Annotated in this window: 17 protein-coding genes; 2 read left to right on the forward strand and 15 right to left on the reverse strand. The window is 71.0% G+C overall.

Annotation, left to right across the window (positions count from 1 at the left end):
* Positions 1–4: 4 nt before the first annotated feature.
* Entirely contained in the window at positions 5–385 is a 381-nt protein-coding gene (locus JNB62_RS07935) for a DUF5655 domain-containing protein (protein ID WP_220300341.1), read from the reverse strand.
* Positions 372–1,892: a GTPase HflX gene (gene hflX / locus JNB62_RS07940; protein ID WP_220300342.1), complete on the reverse strand. Its 1,521-nt coding sequence runs from the start codon at positions 1,890–1,892 to the stop codon at positions 372–374. The genes JNB62_RS07935 and hflX overlap by 14 nt, the downstream gene beginning before the upstream one ends.
* A gap of 118 nt (positions 1,893–2,010) precedes the next feature.
* Here hflX and JNB62_RS07945 point away from each other — a divergent pair, with 118 nt between their 5' ends.
* Both JNB62_RS07945 and JNB62_RS07950 read left to right on the forward strand, forming a co-directional pair.
* On the forward strand, positions 2,011–2,655 hold the full coding sequence (locus JNB62_RS07945) for a class I SAM-dependent methyltransferase (RefSeq protein WP_220300343.1): 645 nt from the start codon (positions 2,011–2,013) through the stop codon (positions 2,653–2,655).
* A 14-nt stretch (positions 2,656–2,669) separates the two neighbouring features.
* On the forward strand, positions 2,670–3,623 hold the full coding sequence (locus JNB62_RS07950) for a Dyp-type peroxidase (protein WP_220300344.1): 954 nt from the start codon (positions 2,670–2,672) through the stop codon (positions 3,621–3,623).
* A gap of 53 nt (positions 3,624–3,676) precedes the next feature.
* Here the strand turns inward: JNB62_RS07950 and dapF are convergent, their stop codons facing one another.
* The 13 genes from dapF to JNB62_RS08015 all read right to left on the reverse strand — a co-directional run bounded on the left by dapF (position 3,677) and on the right by JNB62_RS08015 (position 16,380).
* Complete coding sequence (dapF, locus tag JNB62_RS07955) at positions 3,677–4,549, reverse strand: diaminopimelate epimerase (RefSeq protein ID WP_220300345.1); 873 nt, start codon at positions 4,547–4,549, stop codon at positions 3,677–3,679.
* Between the two features lie 52 nt (positions 4,550–4,601).
* Complete coding sequence (locus JNB62_RS07960) at positions 4,602–5,024, reverse strand: GNAT family acetyltransferase (protein WP_220300346.1); 423 nt, start codon at positions 5,022–5,024, stop codon at positions 4,602–4,604.
* A complete protein-coding gene (miaA, locus tag JNB62_RS07965) occupies positions 5,021–5,965 on the reverse strand; it encodes a tRNA (adenosine(37)-N6)-dimethylallyltransferase MiaA (protein WP_220300347.1) in 945 nt (314 codons plus the stop codon). The genes JNB62_RS07960 and miaA overlap by 4 nt, the downstream gene beginning before the upstream one ends.
* 28 nt (positions 5,966–5,993) lie before the next feature.
* Positions 5,994–7,547: a tRNA (N6-isopentenyl adenosine(37)-C2)-methylthiotransferase MiaB gene (gene miaB / locus JNB62_RS07970; RefSeq protein ID WP_220300348.1), complete on the reverse strand. Its 1,554-nt coding sequence runs from the start codon at positions 7,545–7,547 to the stop codon at positions 5,994–5,996.
* A gap of 56 nt (positions 7,548–7,603) precedes the next feature.
* The gene (locus JNB62_RS19565; RefSeq protein WP_220300349.1) at positions 7,604–8,764 is read right to left on the reverse strand and encodes an alpha/beta hydrolase family protein; all 1,161 of its coding nucleotides are present in this window, start codon (positions 8,762–8,764) and stop codon (positions 7,604–7,606) included.
* 21 nt (positions 8,765–8,785) lie between these two features.
* Positions 8,786–9,772, reverse strand: coding sequence for a phosphotransferase family protein (locus JNB62_RS07980; RefSeq protein ID WP_308291752.1), 987 nt, complete (start codon positions 9,770–9,772; stop codon positions 8,786–8,788).
* 48 nt (positions 9,773–9,820) lie between these two features.
* Complete coding sequence (locus tag JNB62_RS07985) at positions 9,821–10,522, reverse strand: regulatory protein RecX (protein ID WP_220300350.1); 702 nt, start codon at positions 10,520–10,522, stop codon at positions 9,821–9,823.
* Entirely contained in the window at positions 10,522–11,580 is a 1,059-nt protein-coding gene (gene recA, locus JNB62_RS07990; RefSeq protein ID WP_220300351.1) for a recombinase RecA, read from the reverse strand. The genes JNB62_RS07985 and recA overlap by 1 nt, the downstream gene beginning before the upstream one ends.
* Before the next feature lie 245 nt (positions 11,581–11,825).
* Positions 11,826–12,050: a DUF3046 domain-containing protein gene (locus JNB62_RS07995; RefSeq protein WP_220300352.1), complete on the reverse strand. Its 225-nt coding sequence runs from the start codon at positions 12,048–12,050 to the stop codon at positions 11,826–11,828.
* A 32-nt stretch (positions 12,051–12,082) separates the two neighbouring features.
* On the reverse strand, positions 12,083–12,391 hold the full coding sequence (locus JNB62_RS08000) for a helix-turn-helix domain-containing protein (protein WP_018172206.1): 309 nt from the start codon (positions 12,389–12,391) through the stop codon (positions 12,083–12,085).
* A 166-nt stretch (positions 12,392–12,557) separates the two neighbouring features.
* On the reverse strand, positions 12,558–13,058 hold the full coding sequence (locus tag JNB62_RS08005) for a CinA family protein (protein ID WP_220300585.1): 501 nt from the start codon (positions 13,056–13,058) through the stop codon (positions 12,558–12,560).
* Positions 13,055–13,627, reverse strand: coding sequence for a CDP-diacylglycerol--glycerol-3-phosphate 3-phosphatidyltransferase (gene pgsA / locus JNB62_RS08010; protein ID WP_220300353.1), 573 nt, complete (start codon positions 13,625–13,627; stop codon positions 13,055–13,057). The genes JNB62_RS08005 and pgsA overlap by 4 nt, the downstream gene beginning before the upstream one ends.
* Before the next feature lie 26 nt (positions 13,628–13,653).
* Complete coding sequence (locus JNB62_RS08015) at positions 13,654–16,380, reverse strand: DNA translocase FtsK (RefSeq protein ID WP_220300354.1); 2,727 nt, start codon at positions 16,378–16,380, stop codon at positions 13,654–13,656.
* Between the last annotated feature and the right edge of the window lie 7 nt (positions 16,381–16,387).

Genomic DNA, 16,387 nt, shown 5'->3' on the forward strand with positions numbered 1-16,387 from the left:
GGCCTCAGGCGCCGAGGTGGGCTCCGCAGCCGACCGCGTAGGCCTCGTCCACCCAGGCGGCGAACGTCGCGTCGAGCTCGTCGGCCGCGCGGATCCGGAAGTGGTTCACGAACAGCCGGCGCGCATAGGGCGCAGCGGAGCGGATCCGAGGGTCGCCCGTGAGCGGCCGCATCAGGTCGAGGTAGCCGACGACGCCGTGACGATCGGGGCGCGCGCCCGCGAAGCCGCGCCGCGGCCCCTTGAACGTGATCGTCGTCTTCGACACCGAGTGCTCGACGTCGCCGTGCGCGAGGATCAGCGCCTCGACGGCGCGGAACAGGGCGACACTGCCGTCGGGCTGACCGTCCAGGTGGTCCTGGACGGTCCAGCCGTCAGGCTCGGGCATACGGGGCCAGCTTCGAGGCCAGGTGCTCCCCGACGCGGGCGTGCACGAGGGTGCCGCCCTCTTCGTGCTGCTGCGACAGGATCATGCCGTGCTCGTGGATCGCCGACACGAGGTCGCCCCGGTCGTACGGCACGAGGACGTGCAGCTCCACGGCAGGAAGCGGCAGCGCGGCCTCGATCGCCGCACGGAGCTCGTCGATGCCCTCACCGGTGCGCGACGACGCGAAGATCGCCCGGGGCTCCAGCCCGCGCAGCACGAGCCGCGTGTCGTCGTCGACGAGGTCGGCCTTGTTGAAGACCACGAGCTCGGGGATGTCACGCGCGCCCACGTCGCCGATCACGTCGCGCACCGTCGCCAGCTGCGCCGCGGGGTCGGGGTGCGAGCCGTCCACGACATGCAGGATGACGTCGGATCCACCGACCTCCTCCAGGGTCGAACGGAACGCCTCCACGAGCTGGTGCGGCAGGTTGCGCACGAAGCCGACCGTGTCGGTCAGCGTGTACACGCGGCCGTCGGCCGTCTCGGAACGCCGGACGGTGGCATCCAGCGTCGCGAACAGCGCGTTCTCGACGAGCACGCCGGCACTCGTGAGGCGGTTCAGCAGCGACGACTTGCCGGCGTTGGTGTAGCCGGCGATCGCGACGGACGGGATCGTGTTGCGCTTGCGCTCGGCACGCTTGGCGTCGCGGGCGGGAGCGAAGTCGCGGATCTGCTTGCGCAGCTGCGCCATCTTGGTGCGGATGCGGCGACGGTCGAGCTCGATCTTGGTCTCACCAGGGCCGCGCGAGCCCATGCCCGCGCCGCCCGCACCGACCTGGCCACCGGCCTGGCGGCTCATCGACTCGCCCCAGCCGCGCAGGCGCGGCAGCAGGTACTCCAGCTGCGCGAGCTCGACCTGCGCCTTGCCCTCGCGGCTCTTGGCGTGCTGGCTGAAGATGTCGAGGATGACGGTCGTACGGTCGATGACCTTCACCTTCACCACGTCTTCGAGCGCGCGGCGCTGGCTGGGCGCGAGCTCGGTGTCGGCGATCACGGTGTCGGCGCCGACCGCCGCGACGATGTCGCGCAGCTCCTCCGCCTTGCCGCGGCCGATGTACGTCGCGGGGTCGGGATGCGGGCGCCGCTGCAGCACGGCGTCGAGGACGACGGCACCGGCCGTCTCGGCGAGCGCGGCGAGCTCGCGCAGCGAGTTCTCCGCCTCTTCGGCCTGCCCCTGCGGGTGCACGCCCACGAGCACCACGTTCTCCAGTCGCAGCTGGCGGTACTCGACCTCGGTGACGTCTTCGAGCTCGGTCGAGAGCCCGGGAACGCGACGCAGCGCGGCGCGCTCCTCGCGATCCCACTGCTCGCCGTCAGTGTCGGCGGTTCCGATCGTGGCCTCGTCCTGCAGCGCCTGCGCGGCACCGAAGACGTGCACCCCGGACCGCGCTTCGGCGCGCGACAGCACCCGATCCACCGGGTCCACCGGCGTCTCGTCGGTGCTGCGGGGTGTCGTCGTGTCGGTCATGTGTTCCTTACGTGTGGTGGTGGCGCCTTTTCGACCGTGATCGGCCGGTTGAGGCATCCGTGAATTCTAGTCCTGCCCAGTGGGCACGCGCCGGGGTCCTCCGCTAGGCTCGTCAGCCATGGGCGGCGATCACTACTTCAGTGCAACCCCCGCCAGTCCCGAGAACCTGCGACGCATCCGCGTGACGCTCGCGGGTCGCGACCTCGACGTCACCACCGCGGGTGGCGTCTTCAGTCCCGACCATGTCGACTCGGGCACCGGCGTCCTGCTGGCGAACACGCCGCCGCCGCCCGCCGGGGGCGATTTTCTCGATCTCGGCTGCGGGTGGGGTCCCATCGCGCTGAGCCTCGCGCTGGATGCGCCGCACGCCACCGTGTGGGCGGTCGACGTCAACGAGCGCGCCCTTGACCTCGTGCGCCGCAACGCCGAAGCCCTGGGGCTCGAGAATGTCAACGCCTCGCTGCCCGACGATGTTCCCGACGGGATCGTGTTCCGCACGATCCGGTCGAACCCGCCCATCCGCGTCGGCAAGAACGAGCTGCACGGGATGCTGGAGCGGTGGATCCCCCGGCTGGACGAGCGGTCGGATGCCTGGCTCGTCGTGCAGCGGAACCTCGGGGCCGACTCGCTCCAGCGCTGGCTGGCTGCCACGTTCGCGCGCGGCTACAGCGTCCACCGCTCCGCGACGGCGCGCGGGTTCCGCGTGTTGAAGGTGCGCCGCCACGGCACCCCGCCGACCGAGGACATCCCCATCATCGACTGACCCGAGGAGTGTGCGTGTCGGAAGCCCGCCGCGTCCCCATCGAACCGCAGCGCGTCGATGCGCCCCTCACCCGCTCAGCGGTGTTCCTGGTGCTCACGGTGGAAGACACGCAAGAGGCCGTCGCGACCGTCCGCAGCGTGCTCGGCGCACTCGCCGACGTCACCAAGAACGTCGCGTTCCGTGATCTCGCGGCATCGCTCTCGTGCACCGTGGGGGTGGGCGCGGCCCTCTGGCCGAAGGTCTTCGGAACCGATCTGCCGCGCGAGCTGCACGAGTTCACGCCAATCCGGGGTGCCGTGCACACGGCTGTCAGCACGCCCGGCGATCTGCTCTTCCACATCCGCGCCGACCGACGCGACCTGTGCTTCGAGCTGGAGCGCCAGCTGGTCGACCTGCTCGGCGATGCGGTGGCGGTCGCCGACGAGACCGAAGGGTTTCGCTACTTCGACGCCCGCGACCTGCTCGGCTTCGTCGACGGCACGGCCAACCCGGTGGGTGCCGCGCTTCCCGAGGCGACGCTCGTCGGTCACGAGGACCCGGCGTTCGCGGGCGGCAGTTATGTCGTCGTGCAGAAGTACGTGCACCCCCTCGACGCCTGGCGCAGCCTCACCACCGAGCAGCAGGAGGCGGTGATGGGGCGCACCAAGCCCGACAGCATCGAGCTCGACGATGCGGCTCCCGAAGCCCAGAAGTCGCACAAGACGCTCGCGACGATCGTCGACGAGTCGGGCGACGAGCACGACATCCTCCGCGACAACATGCCCTTCGGCGCTCCTGCCCAGGGCGAGTTCGGCACGTACTTCATCGGCTATGCGCGGCGCCTGTGGGTGATCGAGCGGATGCTGGAGCGCATGTTCATCGGCGACCCGCCGGGGCTGCACGACCGGCTGCTCGACTTCTCGACCCCGCTCACCGGCTCCGCCTTCTTCGCCCCTTCAGCGACGCTGCTGGAGTCCCTCGCGGACTGAGGGGTTGCGGCGATCGCCGCGGTTCGCGCTCCGCGGCCGCCCGCGGCCCGCGGTCAGGCGAGCGTGACCTCGCCCGTGTAGACGAGCGTCGCGGGGCCCGAGAGCAGCACGTGGCGCGTGCCTTCGACCTCCGGCATCCTCACTCCCAGCGTTCCGCCCGGGACCTCCACGACCCAGTGGTCGGGCGCCGCAGGACCGGCCCAGTGCCGCACCGCGAGCGCGGCGGCGGCGACGCCGGTGCCGCAGCTCAAGGTCTCGCCCACGCCCCGCTCGAAGACGCGCATGCGGATCGAGCCGACGCCCTCGTGCACCAGCGGGTCGCTCGGCACGACGAACTCGATGTTGGCGCCGTGCGGCGGCTCGGGGCTGAGAAGCGGCTGCACCGCCAGATCGAGTCTGTCGAGCTCGGCATCGTCGGGCAGCGCGACGACGACGTGCGGATTGCCGACATCGATGCCCACGCCCGGCCGCGGGGCACCGCCGCCGCGCGTGCGGACGAGCACCTCGGACTCATCGACGGTCCAGGCCCCGAGATCGACCTCGTATCCTCGCTCGCTGCGGCTGACGGTCTTGACGCCCGCGCGCGTGCTGACCGCGAGAGGTCCGGCATCTAGATCCACCCACCCGACGTCGACGAGGTAGCGCACGAACACGCGCACGCCGTTGCCGCACATCTCGGCCTTCGAACCGTCGGCGTTGCGGTAGTCCATGAACCACTCGGCGCCGGCTGCCGCCGCCTCGGCACCTTCGGCGATCGCGCTCGCGCGCACGACGCGCAGGATGCCGTCGCCGCCGATGCCGAACCGCCGGTCGCACAGGACGGCGACCTGGTCGTCCGAGAGGTCGAGGGCGCCGTCCGGATCGGGGACGATCACGAAGTCGTTGCCGGTGCCGTGGCCCTTGGTGAACGCGATCGTCTGCGGCATCGCCCCAGTCTACGGGCGGGGCGGCGGGCCACGGGTCCGCGCTCCTCCTCGCTCAGTCGGCGATCAGGCGCTTGCCGGTGGCCCAGATGTCGAACGGCTCGTAGCCCAGCTCGTCGTAGAAGCCCCGCGCGATGCCGTTGTCGGGACGCACCATGAGCTGCACCTTCGGGCAGCCCATGTCGAGCAGCAGCTCCTCCGCACGATGGACGAGCAGCCGGCCGATCCCCTCGCCCCGGCGGTGCGGGTCGCTCGCGAGGTAGTAGAGCCAGCCGCGGTGGCCGTCGTAGCCGGCCATCACCGACCCCACGACAGCGCCGCCGTCGACGGCGACGAGGAAGAGCTCCGGCTGCACGCGCAGCTTGCGGTTGATGTCCTGGTACGGGTTGTTCCACGGGCGGGTGAGCCCGGCGGCCTGCCAGAGCGACACCACGGCCTCGGTGTCGGCGAGTTCGAAGGGGCGGATCTCGGGGGTCATGCCCACGAGTCTGCCAGGGCTCCGGCATCCGTCCCCGACGTCACCCAGCGTGCGTCGTCGTACCGCCGGAACCACGACACCTGGCGGCGCGCGTAGCGGCGCGTCAGCGCCTGCGTCTCGGCGATGGCCTCGGGCTCGGTGCGGTCGCCCGCCAGCTGGGCGAGGGCCTGCGAGTAGCCGATCGCGCGCCGCGCCGTGACACCGCGCTCGAGTCCGCGGCCGCGCAGGGCGCGCACCTCGTCGAGGAGCCCGTCGCGCCACATGCCCTCGGCGCGCGCGTCGAGGCGGGCGACCAGCTCGTCGCGCGGCACGCCCACGGCGACGATCCGGGTGTCGGGATGCCACAGCACCGGTGCCGCGGGCAGGGCGGCGCCGTGCGTCCGCTCCCCGAGCTGCAGGACTTCGAGCGCCCGCACGATGCGGCGGCCGTTGCGGGGATCGACCTTCTCGGCCGTGGCCGGGTCGAGTTCGCGCAGGCGCGCGAACAGCGCTCCGGGTCCCGCGTCCCCGAGCTCCGCCTCCAGGCGTTCGCGCACCGCCTCGTCGCGCGGCGGAAAGCGGAAGTCGAACAGCACGCTCGACACGTACAGGCCCGAGCCGCCGACGAGGATCGCGTCGGCGTCGCGACGGTGGATGCCGCGGACGGCTTCGCGAGCGGCATCCTGATACCAGGCCACCGCCGCCTCGTCTGTCACCTCGAGCGCGTCGAGCAGGTGGTGAGGGATGCCGCGCCGCTCGTCGGCCGGGAGCTTCGCCGTGCCGATGTCCATGCCCCGGTACAGCTGCATCGCGTCGGCGTTGACGATCTCGGCCGCCCGCCCGCGCGCGGCGAGCGCCTCGGCCAGATCGAGCGACAGGGCCGTCTTGCCGGTGCCGGTCGCGCCGACGACGGCCCAGATGCGCGGGGGCACGGTCACGCCCGCTCCCCCGCGCGCGGCCATGCGTGCGACGCGGCGCGCGCCGGCCGCGTCACGAACCCAGGCGGAGAGTCGGGATGCCGAGACCGACCATGCGTCGGCCGTCCGCGCCGACGGGGGCCGGGGCGGGGACAGCGCACGACTCGGCCTGCGCGCGGTCCCATGCGTCTCCGGAGCGCGTCCGGCGGATGCGCAGCGGCGCGCCGTCGGGCGAGTCGGCGAGGAGGTGGAACGGCGCGGCGTGCGTCACGACGACCGACACGACATCGCCGGGGCGCGGCGTGTCGGAGCCCTCGGGCACCTCGAAGTGCACGAGGCGGTTGTCTTCGGCGCGGCCGGTCAGACGGTGCGTCTCGGCGTCCTTCTTGCCCTCGCCGGTCGACACCAGCACCTGCACCTCGCGGCCGACCTGCTTCTGGTTCTCTTCGAGCGAGATGCGCTCCTGCAGGGCGATCAGACGGTCGTACCGCGCCTGCACGACCTCCTTCGGCACCTGGTCGGCCATGGTCGCGGCCGGCGTGCCCTCGCGGATCGAGTACTGGAACGTGAACGCGCTCGCGAACCGCGCCTGCTCGACGACCCGCATGGTGTCTTCGAAGTCCTCGTCGGTCTCACCCGGGAACCCGACGATGATGTCGGTCGAGATGGCGGCGTCGGGCATCTTGGCCCGCACGCGGTCGAGGATGCCGAGGAACCGCTCGCTGCGGTACGAGCGGCGCATCGCCTTGAGGATGCGGTCGCTGCCGGACTGCAGCGGCATGTGCAGCTGCGGCATGACGGCGGGCGTCTCGGCCATCGCGTCGATGACGTCGTCGGTGAAGGCGGCCGGGTGCGGGCTCGTGAACCGGATGCGCTCCAGTCCCTCGATCTCGCCGGCGGCGCGCAGCAGCTTGCCGAAGGCCTGCCGGTCGCCGAACTCGACGCCGTAGGAGTTGACGTTCTGGCCGAGGAGGGTGACCTCCATCGCCCCGTCGTCCACGAGCAGGCGGATCTCGTTGAGGATGTCGCCGGGGCGACGGTCCTTCTCCTTGCCGCGCAGACTCGGCACGATGCAGAACGTGCACGTGTTGTTGCAGCCGACCGAGATCGACACCCAGCCGCTGTAGACGCTGTCGCGCTTGGTGGGAAGGGTCGACGGGAAGACCTCGAGCGACTCCAGGATCTCCAGCTCGGCCTCGCCGTTGTGGCGGGCGCGCTCCAGCAGGCTGGGCAGCGAGCCCATGTTGTGGGTGCCGAACACGACGTCGACCCACGGCGCCTTCTGCTGGACGACGTCCTTGTCCATCTGCGCGAGGCAGCCGCCGACGGCGATCTGCATGCCGTCGTGCTTGTCTTTGCGCGACTTCAGGTGGCCGAGGGTGCCGTACAGCTTGCCCGCGGCGTTGTCGCGCACGGCGCAGGTGTTGATGACGACCACGTCGGCCTCTTCGCCGGCGCCGGCGCGGACGTATCCCGCGCTCTCGAGCGAGCCCGAGAGGCGCTCGGAGTCGTGCACGTTCATCTGGCAGCCGAACGTGCGCACCTCGTAGGTGCGGACGCGCCCGTCGGCATCGTGCGACGCCGGCGACGGCGCGATGAGGGTCGGTGTGGCGGAAGGGGAAGACATGATCCCGCCATTCTACGAGCCCGGTCCGGTCAGGGACCCGCGTGCCGTCCGGCGTCTCACCCGTCGGCGGGGTCTGCGGCGAATCGCGCGAGGAACGCCGCGAGGTGGCGTTCGTACGCCTCGGGGTCGACGTTCCAGCTCTGGATGTGCCCGGCATCCTTCACCGGCACGTACTGCGCGAGAGGCAGGGCGTCCGCGAACGCCTCGCTCTCGGCGTGGGGAACCAGCGGGTCGGCGAGTCCCTGGAACAGCAGGATCGGGATGCCGGCGAACGCGGCCGTCTGATCCAGCTCGTCCAGCGGCGCGAGCTGGAGGTCGCCTCGCCACCGCACGGTCTGCTGCACGAGCGGCGTGAACCAGCCCACGTGCAGGCGTTCGGCCTGCCCTGCGATGACGCCCGACCAGTCGAGCACCGGAGAGTCCAGGACCATTCCCACCACGAGGGAGGCGTGACGCGACTCGTGCATGAACCGCGTGACGATGCTGCCGCCCATCGAGTCGCCGTACAGGATGAAGCGCTCGGCGCCCTGTGCGAGCGCATAGTCGGCGGCGGCCTCGAGGTCGCGCCACTCGCGCTCGCCGAGCGAGAACAGGCCGTTCGGGCTCGGCGGGGCGCCGACGTCGTTGCGGTAGCTGATGAGAAGCGTGGGGAGGTCGGCTCCGGCGATCGTCTGAAGCGGGCGCAGCCCGCTCTGGCGGAGCCCGTCGATGCCGTGGACGAACAGCACCCAGGTGGTGCCGTCGCCGGGTACATGCCACGCCGGCATCGGACCGAGTTCGCCGTCGACCTCGACGTCCTCGTAGTCGATGCCGAGCGCGCTGCGCGGATCGGTGGTCCAGATGTTCGGCACCAGTTGCACGGCCGCGCCGACGGGCGGACGACCCTCGGTCGACGTGAAGGGGCGTGTGATCCCCTTGTCGTCGGAGCGGATCACCGGGCCGACGATCGCCTCGCCTGTCGCGCCGTCGGCGTCGGTCCATGTGAGGCCGTAGGTTCCGACACGCTCCCCGGCCTTGGTCGGCGACAGGGTGATCTCTTCGTCGGTGACCGCGACGACCGTGCCGGCCTTCGTCGTGAGGTCGTGGTGCGGAGTGAGCAGCGCCTGCGCGCTGAACCACGGGATGGCGACCACGATGGTGATGGCCAGCGCAGCGAGCGTCCCTCCCACGATCCACGGCCAGCGACGATGTCGCTCGTTCCTCGTGCGCCCCGTCACAGCCGTCATCCTAGGGGCCGCTCACGCGCGGGCGTCCTCCAGCCACGCGAGCGCTCGCTCGACGTTGTCGCGAGCGGTCTGCTCGTAGCCGGACACCCAGTCGCCCGCGTACCCGCGGATCACCGGCTCGCTGGCCAGGATCAGCGAGAAGTAGAGACGCGACAGCTGCAGCCGGGTCTCGCCCGCCGGCGAGGCGAGCTCGCTCGCGAGGATGCCGCCGGCATCGGCGTCGCCGGCCAGGAGGTCGGCGTCGGGGGCCCCGTGGCCGAGCTGGTCGGCGCCCACGAGCTCGTGCAGCGGATCGCCCCACAGCGTCCGCTCGGTGTCGATGATGCCCACGATCTCGTGCGTGTCGTCGTCGAGGAAGACGTTGCCGGCCCACAGATCGGTGTGCACGACGACGGGGCGCGTCACGGCGTTCAGAGCCGTGCCGTGCGCGGCCACTGCGGCACGCACCCGCTCCGACGGCAGCGCCACGTCCCAGCGCGCCGCGTCGGCCAGGACGGCCTCCGTCATCGCGGTGAACGCCTCGCGCCACGTCGTGCCCGAGAGCCCGGCGTGCTCGGACGGGTAGCCGAACCCCGGCGCCTCGACGCGGTGAAGCCGCGCCATCACGGCGCCGAGCCTGCGACGCACCGCGGCGTTCTGCGCCTCGTCGAGCTGCAGGTCGAGCCATGGGCGCCCGGGGAGGTGCTCGGCGACCACGAGATCGGCGTCGACGGCCCGTCGACTGAAGTCCGTGTGGAGCACACGCGGCACCGGCACGCCGCTGCCGCCGAGCATCCGGTAGGTCATGGCCTCGGTCGCCAGCAGGCCGTGCTCGTAGCGGAACAGCCTCGACGTGTCGGCGCCGACGATCTTCGCGACGGCCTGCGTGCCGTCGTCGAACCGGACGCGGTACGCGGTGGCGAACATGCCTCCGGAGAGGGACTCCGCCGCGATCAGCCGGCCGACCGGCGCGACGAGATCCGCCAGCTGCGCCTCGTCGAGCGCGAACTTCGTGAGCACCCGCTCACCCTAGCGCCGCGGAGCACACGTCCCGCGCCACGTGTCGCGTCACTCGAACCGCACACGCCCGATGGGACGACTCAGCTCATCCAGCGCCTGGCGCGTCGCGTTCATCGCGACCGGGCCGCCGTAGCCGCGTCGCGCGAGCTGACCCGCGAGACGGCGCACGGCGACATCGCGCTCCAGGCCACGCATGGACGAGGCCTTGCTGCGCGCGAACTCGAGGGCCCGCTCGAAGTCGTCGTCCGGAAGCTCCTCGAGCGCCGCGTCGGCGACCTCGCGTGCCACGCCGCGCTTGGCGAGCGTCTGCGCGATCGCCTTGCGCCCTTGTCCTTTGCGATCCGAGCCCGAATGGACCAGCTGCTCGGCCAGCTTCGCGTCGTCGAGGTAGCCGAGGCGTTCGAAGGAGGCGATGACCTCGTCGATCGCCTCGTCGTCGAGCTCGTGGTCGCGCAGCACACCCCGCGCCTCACGAACCGACAGCGAGCGCGCCCGCAGCTTCTTCAGGAGACTCTTCTCGGCGCCCGCCCGTGCATCGGCCGCGGCTGCCGTATCCGGGACGCGCAGGTGCGACGTGTCATTGCCGAACCGGTCGTACTCGTCGTCCGCGGACTCCGGATCGTCGGCCCAGGTCGCGTTCCATGCCGGCTCGGACGGAGCCTCGGCGGGCGCCGCAGGTACGGGCCCGCCGAAGAGCGGGATGACGGGGGCGAGCGTCTCGCCCTCGCCCCCGTCCTCGAACCGCACCATCACGCCGGGCGGCGGGCAGCCAGCTCGTCGCCCGTCGACTCCTCGGAGGCGGCGCCCCGCGGCTGGCCGATGCCGAGCTTGACCTTGATCTTCGACTCGATGTCGGCCGCGACGTCCTCGTTCTTGAGGAGGAAGTTGCGCGCGTTCTCTTTGCCCTGGCCGAGCTGCTCGCCGTCGTACGTGTACCACGCACCGGACTTCTTGACGATGCCGTGCTCGACGCCGAAGTCGATGAGACTGCCCTCACGCGAGATGCCGACGCCGTACAGGATGTCGAACTCGGCCTGCTTGAACGGCGGCGCCATCTTGTTCTTGACGACCTTGACGCGCGTGCGGTTGCCGACTGCCTCGGCGCCGTCCTTGAGCGTCTCGATGCGCCGGATGTCGAGGCGGACCGATGCGTAGAACTTCAGCGCCTTGCCACCGGCGGTGGTCTCGGGCGAGCCGAAGAACACGCCGATCTTCTCGCGCAGCTGGTTGATGAAGATCATCGTGGTGTTGGTCTGGTTGAGACCACCCGTGAGCTTGCGCAGAGCCTGCGACATGAGGCGGGCCTGCAGACCCACGTGCGAGTCGCCCATCTCGCCCTCGATCTCGGCCTTGGGCACGAGGGCCGCGACCGAGTCGATGACGATCAGGTCGATCGCACCGGAACGCACCAGCATGTCGGCGATCTCGAGCGCCTGCTCACCCGTGTCGGGCTGCGACACGAGGAGCGCGTCGATGTCGACGCCGAGCTTCTGCGCATAGTCGGGGTCGAGCGCGTGCTCGGCGTCGATGAACGCCGCGATGCCGCCCGCACGCTGCGCGTTGGCGATCGCGTGGAGCGTCAGCGTCGTCTTACCCGACGACTCCGGGCCGTAGATCTCGATGATGCGTCCGCGCGGGAGCCCGCCGATGCCGAGGGCGACGTCGAGGGCGATCGAGCCGGTGGGGACCACCTCGACGGGAGCACGCTCGTCGCTGCCGAGGCGCATCACCGAGCCCTTCCCGAACTGCCGGTCGATCTGGGCGAGGGCCGATTCGAGGGCCTTCTCGCGGTCTGCGGGTGAGGGCATGACGTGCTCCTTCGTGCTGGTGTTCCGTCGCCTGTAGGCTGTCGCGCTCCGGCCCGGTGGGACGGATGCTGCGACAAGGCGTGTGGTGTCGTTCGACGTGGATCACGTTAGGGAGGGGTTCCGACATCGGCCATCGCCCGGTCCCGGCCCGTGGAAAACACGTCCTCGACACCTTCTGTGGAGGACACTACGCGGATCTCGAACAGATATTCGACGACACGCCGTGCGACGACGACGGATCCGGGTCAGCTGCGGCGCGGCTCGAGCCGGCCCACGCCGTAGCGACGGTCGGCCGGCACATCGAGCTCTTCGCACAGCGCGAGCCAGACCTCGCGCGGGTCGACACCCGCGGCGATGGCATCCGCGGCCGTTCGTCCGCCCACACGGGACAGCACCAGATCGGTCACGACGGCGTTCGCGCGCCCGCCGAACTCGTCGGCGACGGCGCGATGGAACTCACTGCGGCGCATGAAGACAGGCGATCCCTGGACGTCGTCGGGGGTCAGCGCAGCGACAGCTCGGCGTCGACCGAGGCCACCAGGTCGTCCGGGACGACGTCGGGGAAGGTCTGCAGACCCTCCAGCACCGAGATGCGGTCGCCGACCTCGCGCATGATGATCGAGATCGGCACGTCGAGCGCTTCGGCCACCGACGCGAGGATCTCGCTCGAGGCCTCCTTCTGGCCGCGCTCGACCTCGCTCAGATAGCCGAGGGCCACGCTCGCGCGGCTCGCCACCTGGCGGAGGGTGCGCCCCTTCTGCTGGCGGAAATCACGAAGCACTTCGCCGATCTCTTGACGTACCAGGATCATCAGGGCCCCTCCTCACTTCTGATTCCACCGTCGTCCGGGTGGCCAACAGTACAGCACCGGATGATGCCAATCTAATCCCGCGAACTGGGCAATGGGTGGGAATCACCGAATGTAACCGAGACGCAACACGGTCTGTTCCCGCCCGAAACCGCGAACAGTGGATGCCTCACAGCACGTCGAGCGCGAGCTCGAGCACGCCCTGCACCGACGCCGTGCGGATCTCGTCGCGCGTCCCCGACAGGGTCAGCTGCGCGGTCACGACAGTCTCGGGCGTTATCACCGCGACGTGGACCGTCCCCACCGGCTTGCCGTCCTGCGGGTCGGGGCCGGCAACGCCGGTCGTCGCGAGACCGACATCGGCGCCCAGCACGCGACGCACTCCCCCGGCCATCGCGACGGCGACGTCGGCGTCGACGGCACCGCGCTCGGCGAGCAGCTCCTCGGGCACGCCCAGTACTCGCGCCTTCACGTCGGTCGCATACGCGACGACGCCCCCGCGCACGTGCGCGGACGCCCCCGGGATGTCGACGAGCGTCGCGGTGACCCGTCCGCCGGTGAGCGACTCCGCCGCCGCGATCGACCACGCCCGCGCGTCGAGTGCCCGCAGGACGGCCGCCGCGGCATCCGTGGGGGTCGACGACGCAGGCGAGGCATCCTCGTCCGTCACGACGACGTCCGCTTCTCGCGCGCCGCCCGCACCTCGCTCACGACGTAGTCGATGCCGCTCGCGATCGTGAGGACGACCGCGATCGTCATCGTCACGCCGTTGACCCAGAAGATCCATTCGCCGACGAGCGTCCACAGCGGCAGGAGCGCGAGCGAGAGCGCCACGGCCTGCGCCACGGTCTTGAGCTTGCCCATCCAGGCGGCGGCGAGCACATGGTCGCTGACGACCATGAAGCGGTACACCGTGATGCCGACCTCGCGGATCAGCACGACGATCGTGATCCACCAGGGCAGTTCGGCGAGGATCGACAGCCCGATGAAGGCGAAGCCCGTGAGCACCTTGTCGGCGATCGGGTCGAGGAGCTTGCCGAGATCCGTGACGATCTCGTGCTTGCGGGCGAGATAGCCGTCGATCCCGTCCGTCGCGATCGCGACGATGAACAGCGCCGCCGCCCACCACCGCAGCGCGCCGTCGGCGCCCGCGTCCGCCAGCAGCAGCCACAGGAAGACCGGCGCGCACAGGATGCGCACGATCGTGATCGTGTTCGGCAGCTGCCGTGGGATCGCCATGGGCCGAGCCTATCCGTCAGCGCGGGTCAGTCGCGGCCGGTGAGGCCCCACGCGTCCTCGGAGCCCTCGTCGCCATCGACCACCGGGTAGCCGTCGAACTGCGACGCGACGGCATCCTGACCGTACTGATCGGATGCCGCGGCCGCCGGCGTCTCGGCGGGCACGTCCTCGCCGCGCAGGCGCGCCAGCACCGCGGGCAGCTGATCGGGCGTGACGAGCACGTCGCGGGCCTTCGAGCCCTCGGAAGGGCCGACGATCTCACGGGACTCCAGGAGGTCCATGAGGCGGCCGGCCTTCGCGAAGCCGACGCGCAGCTTGCGCTGGAGCATCGACGTCGAGCCGAACTGGGTCGAGATGATCTGCTCGGCCGCTGCCAGCAGCAGGTCGAGGTCGTCGCCGATGTCGGCGTCGATCTCCTTCTTCTCGGCGACGGCCTGCACGTCGGCGCGGTACTCGGGCCGGGCCTGCTGTGTGACGTGCTTGACGACGGTCTCGATCTCGCTCTCGCTGACCCACGCCCCCTGCACGCGGAGCGCCTTCGAGGCGCCCATGGGCAGGAACAGGCCGTCGCCCTGGCCGATGAGGCGATCGGCGCCGGGCTGGTCGAGGATGACGCGGGAGTCGGTCACGCTCGTCACCGCGAACGCCAGACGCGACGGCACGTTGGCCTTGATGAGTCCCGTCACGACGTCCACCGAGGGGCGCTGCGTGGCGAGCACGAGGTGGATGCCCGATGCGCGCGCGAGCTGGGTGATGCGGACGATCGAGTCCTCGACGTCACGCGGCGCGACCATCATGAGGTCGGCGAGCTCGTCGACCACGACGAGCAGGTACGGGTAGGGCTTGAGCACGCGCTCGCTGCCCGGCGGCAGCGTGATCTCGCCCGCCACGACCGCCTTGTTGAAGTCGTCGATGTGGCGGAAGCCGAAGGACGCGAGGTCGTCGTACCGCATGTCCATCTCTTTCACGACCCACTGCAGCGCCTCGGCGGCCTTCTTGGGGTTCGTGATGATGGGCGTGATGAGGTGCGGCACGCCGGCGTACGACGTGAGCTCGACGCGCTTCGGGTCGATCAGCACCATGCGCACGTCCGAGGGCTTCGCCCGCATGAGCAGGCTCGTGATCATCGAGTTCACGAAGCTCGACTTGCCCGAGCCGGTTGACCCGGCCACGAGCAGGTGCGGCATCTTCGCGAGGTTCGCGACGACGTATCCGCCGCCCACGTCCTTGCCGACGCCGATCGTCATCGGGTGCGTCTGGTTGGTGGCGGTCTGCGACCGCAGCACGTCGCCGAGGGTGACGATCTCACGGTCGGTGTTGGGGATCTCGACGCCGATCGCGCTCTTGCCGGGGATCGGCGCGAGGATCCGCACCTCGTTGGACGCGACGGCGTACGCGATGTTGTTCGTCAGCGCGGTGATGCGCTCGACCTTGACGCCGGGACCGAGCTCGATCTCGTACTGCGTCACCGTCGGTCCGCGCGAGAACCCGGTCACGCGGGCATCGACCGAGAACTGGTCGAGCACGCTCGTGATCGCCCGCACGGTGTCGTCGTTCGCCTGCGAGCGCGCGACGTGCGGCGACCCCGCAGCCAGCGAGTTGACCGACGGCAGCCGGTACGGCGCCGTCGATGCACCGGGGGCGGACGTGGTGCCGATGCCGTCGAGCCCGGGCAGCAGCCCGTCGTCCTCGATGACCTCGGCGTCGTCGCGCAAGGATGTGCGCGACGAGGTGGCGGCCTTCGCCGCCGACAGCACCGCCGGATCGATGACCTCCGTCAGGGCGTCCGTCGCGGGCGCCGGAGGCGGGGCGACCGGCGGCGCGATCGCCTGGTCGAAGCCGCCCTGCGACGACCCCGGCGCGAGCAGCTCGGTCAGATCCTGCGACCCGAGGCCGTCCTCGGGATCCTTCTCGCGGCCGGTCTTGTTGCGGCGCCAGAACGGCAGCGAGGAGTCGCCCTCGTCTTCGCTCGTGGCCGCGGCGGTGGCCGTGGCGGCCGCCGGCTTCTCTTCACGCGGCTCGGCCCCGAACATCCACGCGTACAGCTCGCCCAGGCGGCGGCCGATGCGGTTCGGCGGCGTCTTCGTGATGATCAGCACGCTCAGGAGCGCCAGCAGCGACAGCACGATGTACGCGCCGACGTCGGTGAGGAGGAATGCGAGCGGCTCGCCGAGCATCCAGCCGAACAGGCCGCCGGCCTCGCTGAGCGCGGGCAGCAGGTCGCTCGGCTGCGGACGACCGCCCGCGACGTGGCAGAAGCCGGCGATCGTGACGATCAGGAGGCCGAAGCCGATGCCCACGCGCCCGTTGTCGTGCACGGACGACGGATGCCGGAACATCCAGCCCGCGAGCAGCAGGAGCAGGACCGGCAGGACGAACGCCTCGCGGCCGATCAGGCCGCCCACCGAGTAGGCGCTGATGGTCTTGGCGACCTCGTTGCCGATGAAGAACCACTCGTTGACGGCGCCGGCGACCGCCAGCAGCACCAGCAGGAACGGGAAGCCGTCGCGGCGCTGGTCCTTCTCGAGCGCCTCGGGGCCGAACGCGCGGAACAGTCCGCCGGTCGCGTGCGCGAGGCCCATCCACGCGCGGACGGCGACGGGCGGGCGGTCGGGCTCGCCCACGTAGCGCTTGGGCGCCGGCGCGGGCTTGGCGGCCGGCTTTCGCGCGCTCGCAGACGTCGTCGAGCGCGCACTCGACGACGCGTTCGAAGACGCACGCGATCCCTTGGTCGGGCTGGTGCTCCTGGGCATTCCTCCA

This window comes from Microbacterium jejuense (assembly GCF_019511665.1).
Lineage (GTDB): Bacteria > Actinomycetota > Actinomycetes > Actinomycetales > Microbacteriaceae > Microbacterium > Microbacterium jejuense_A.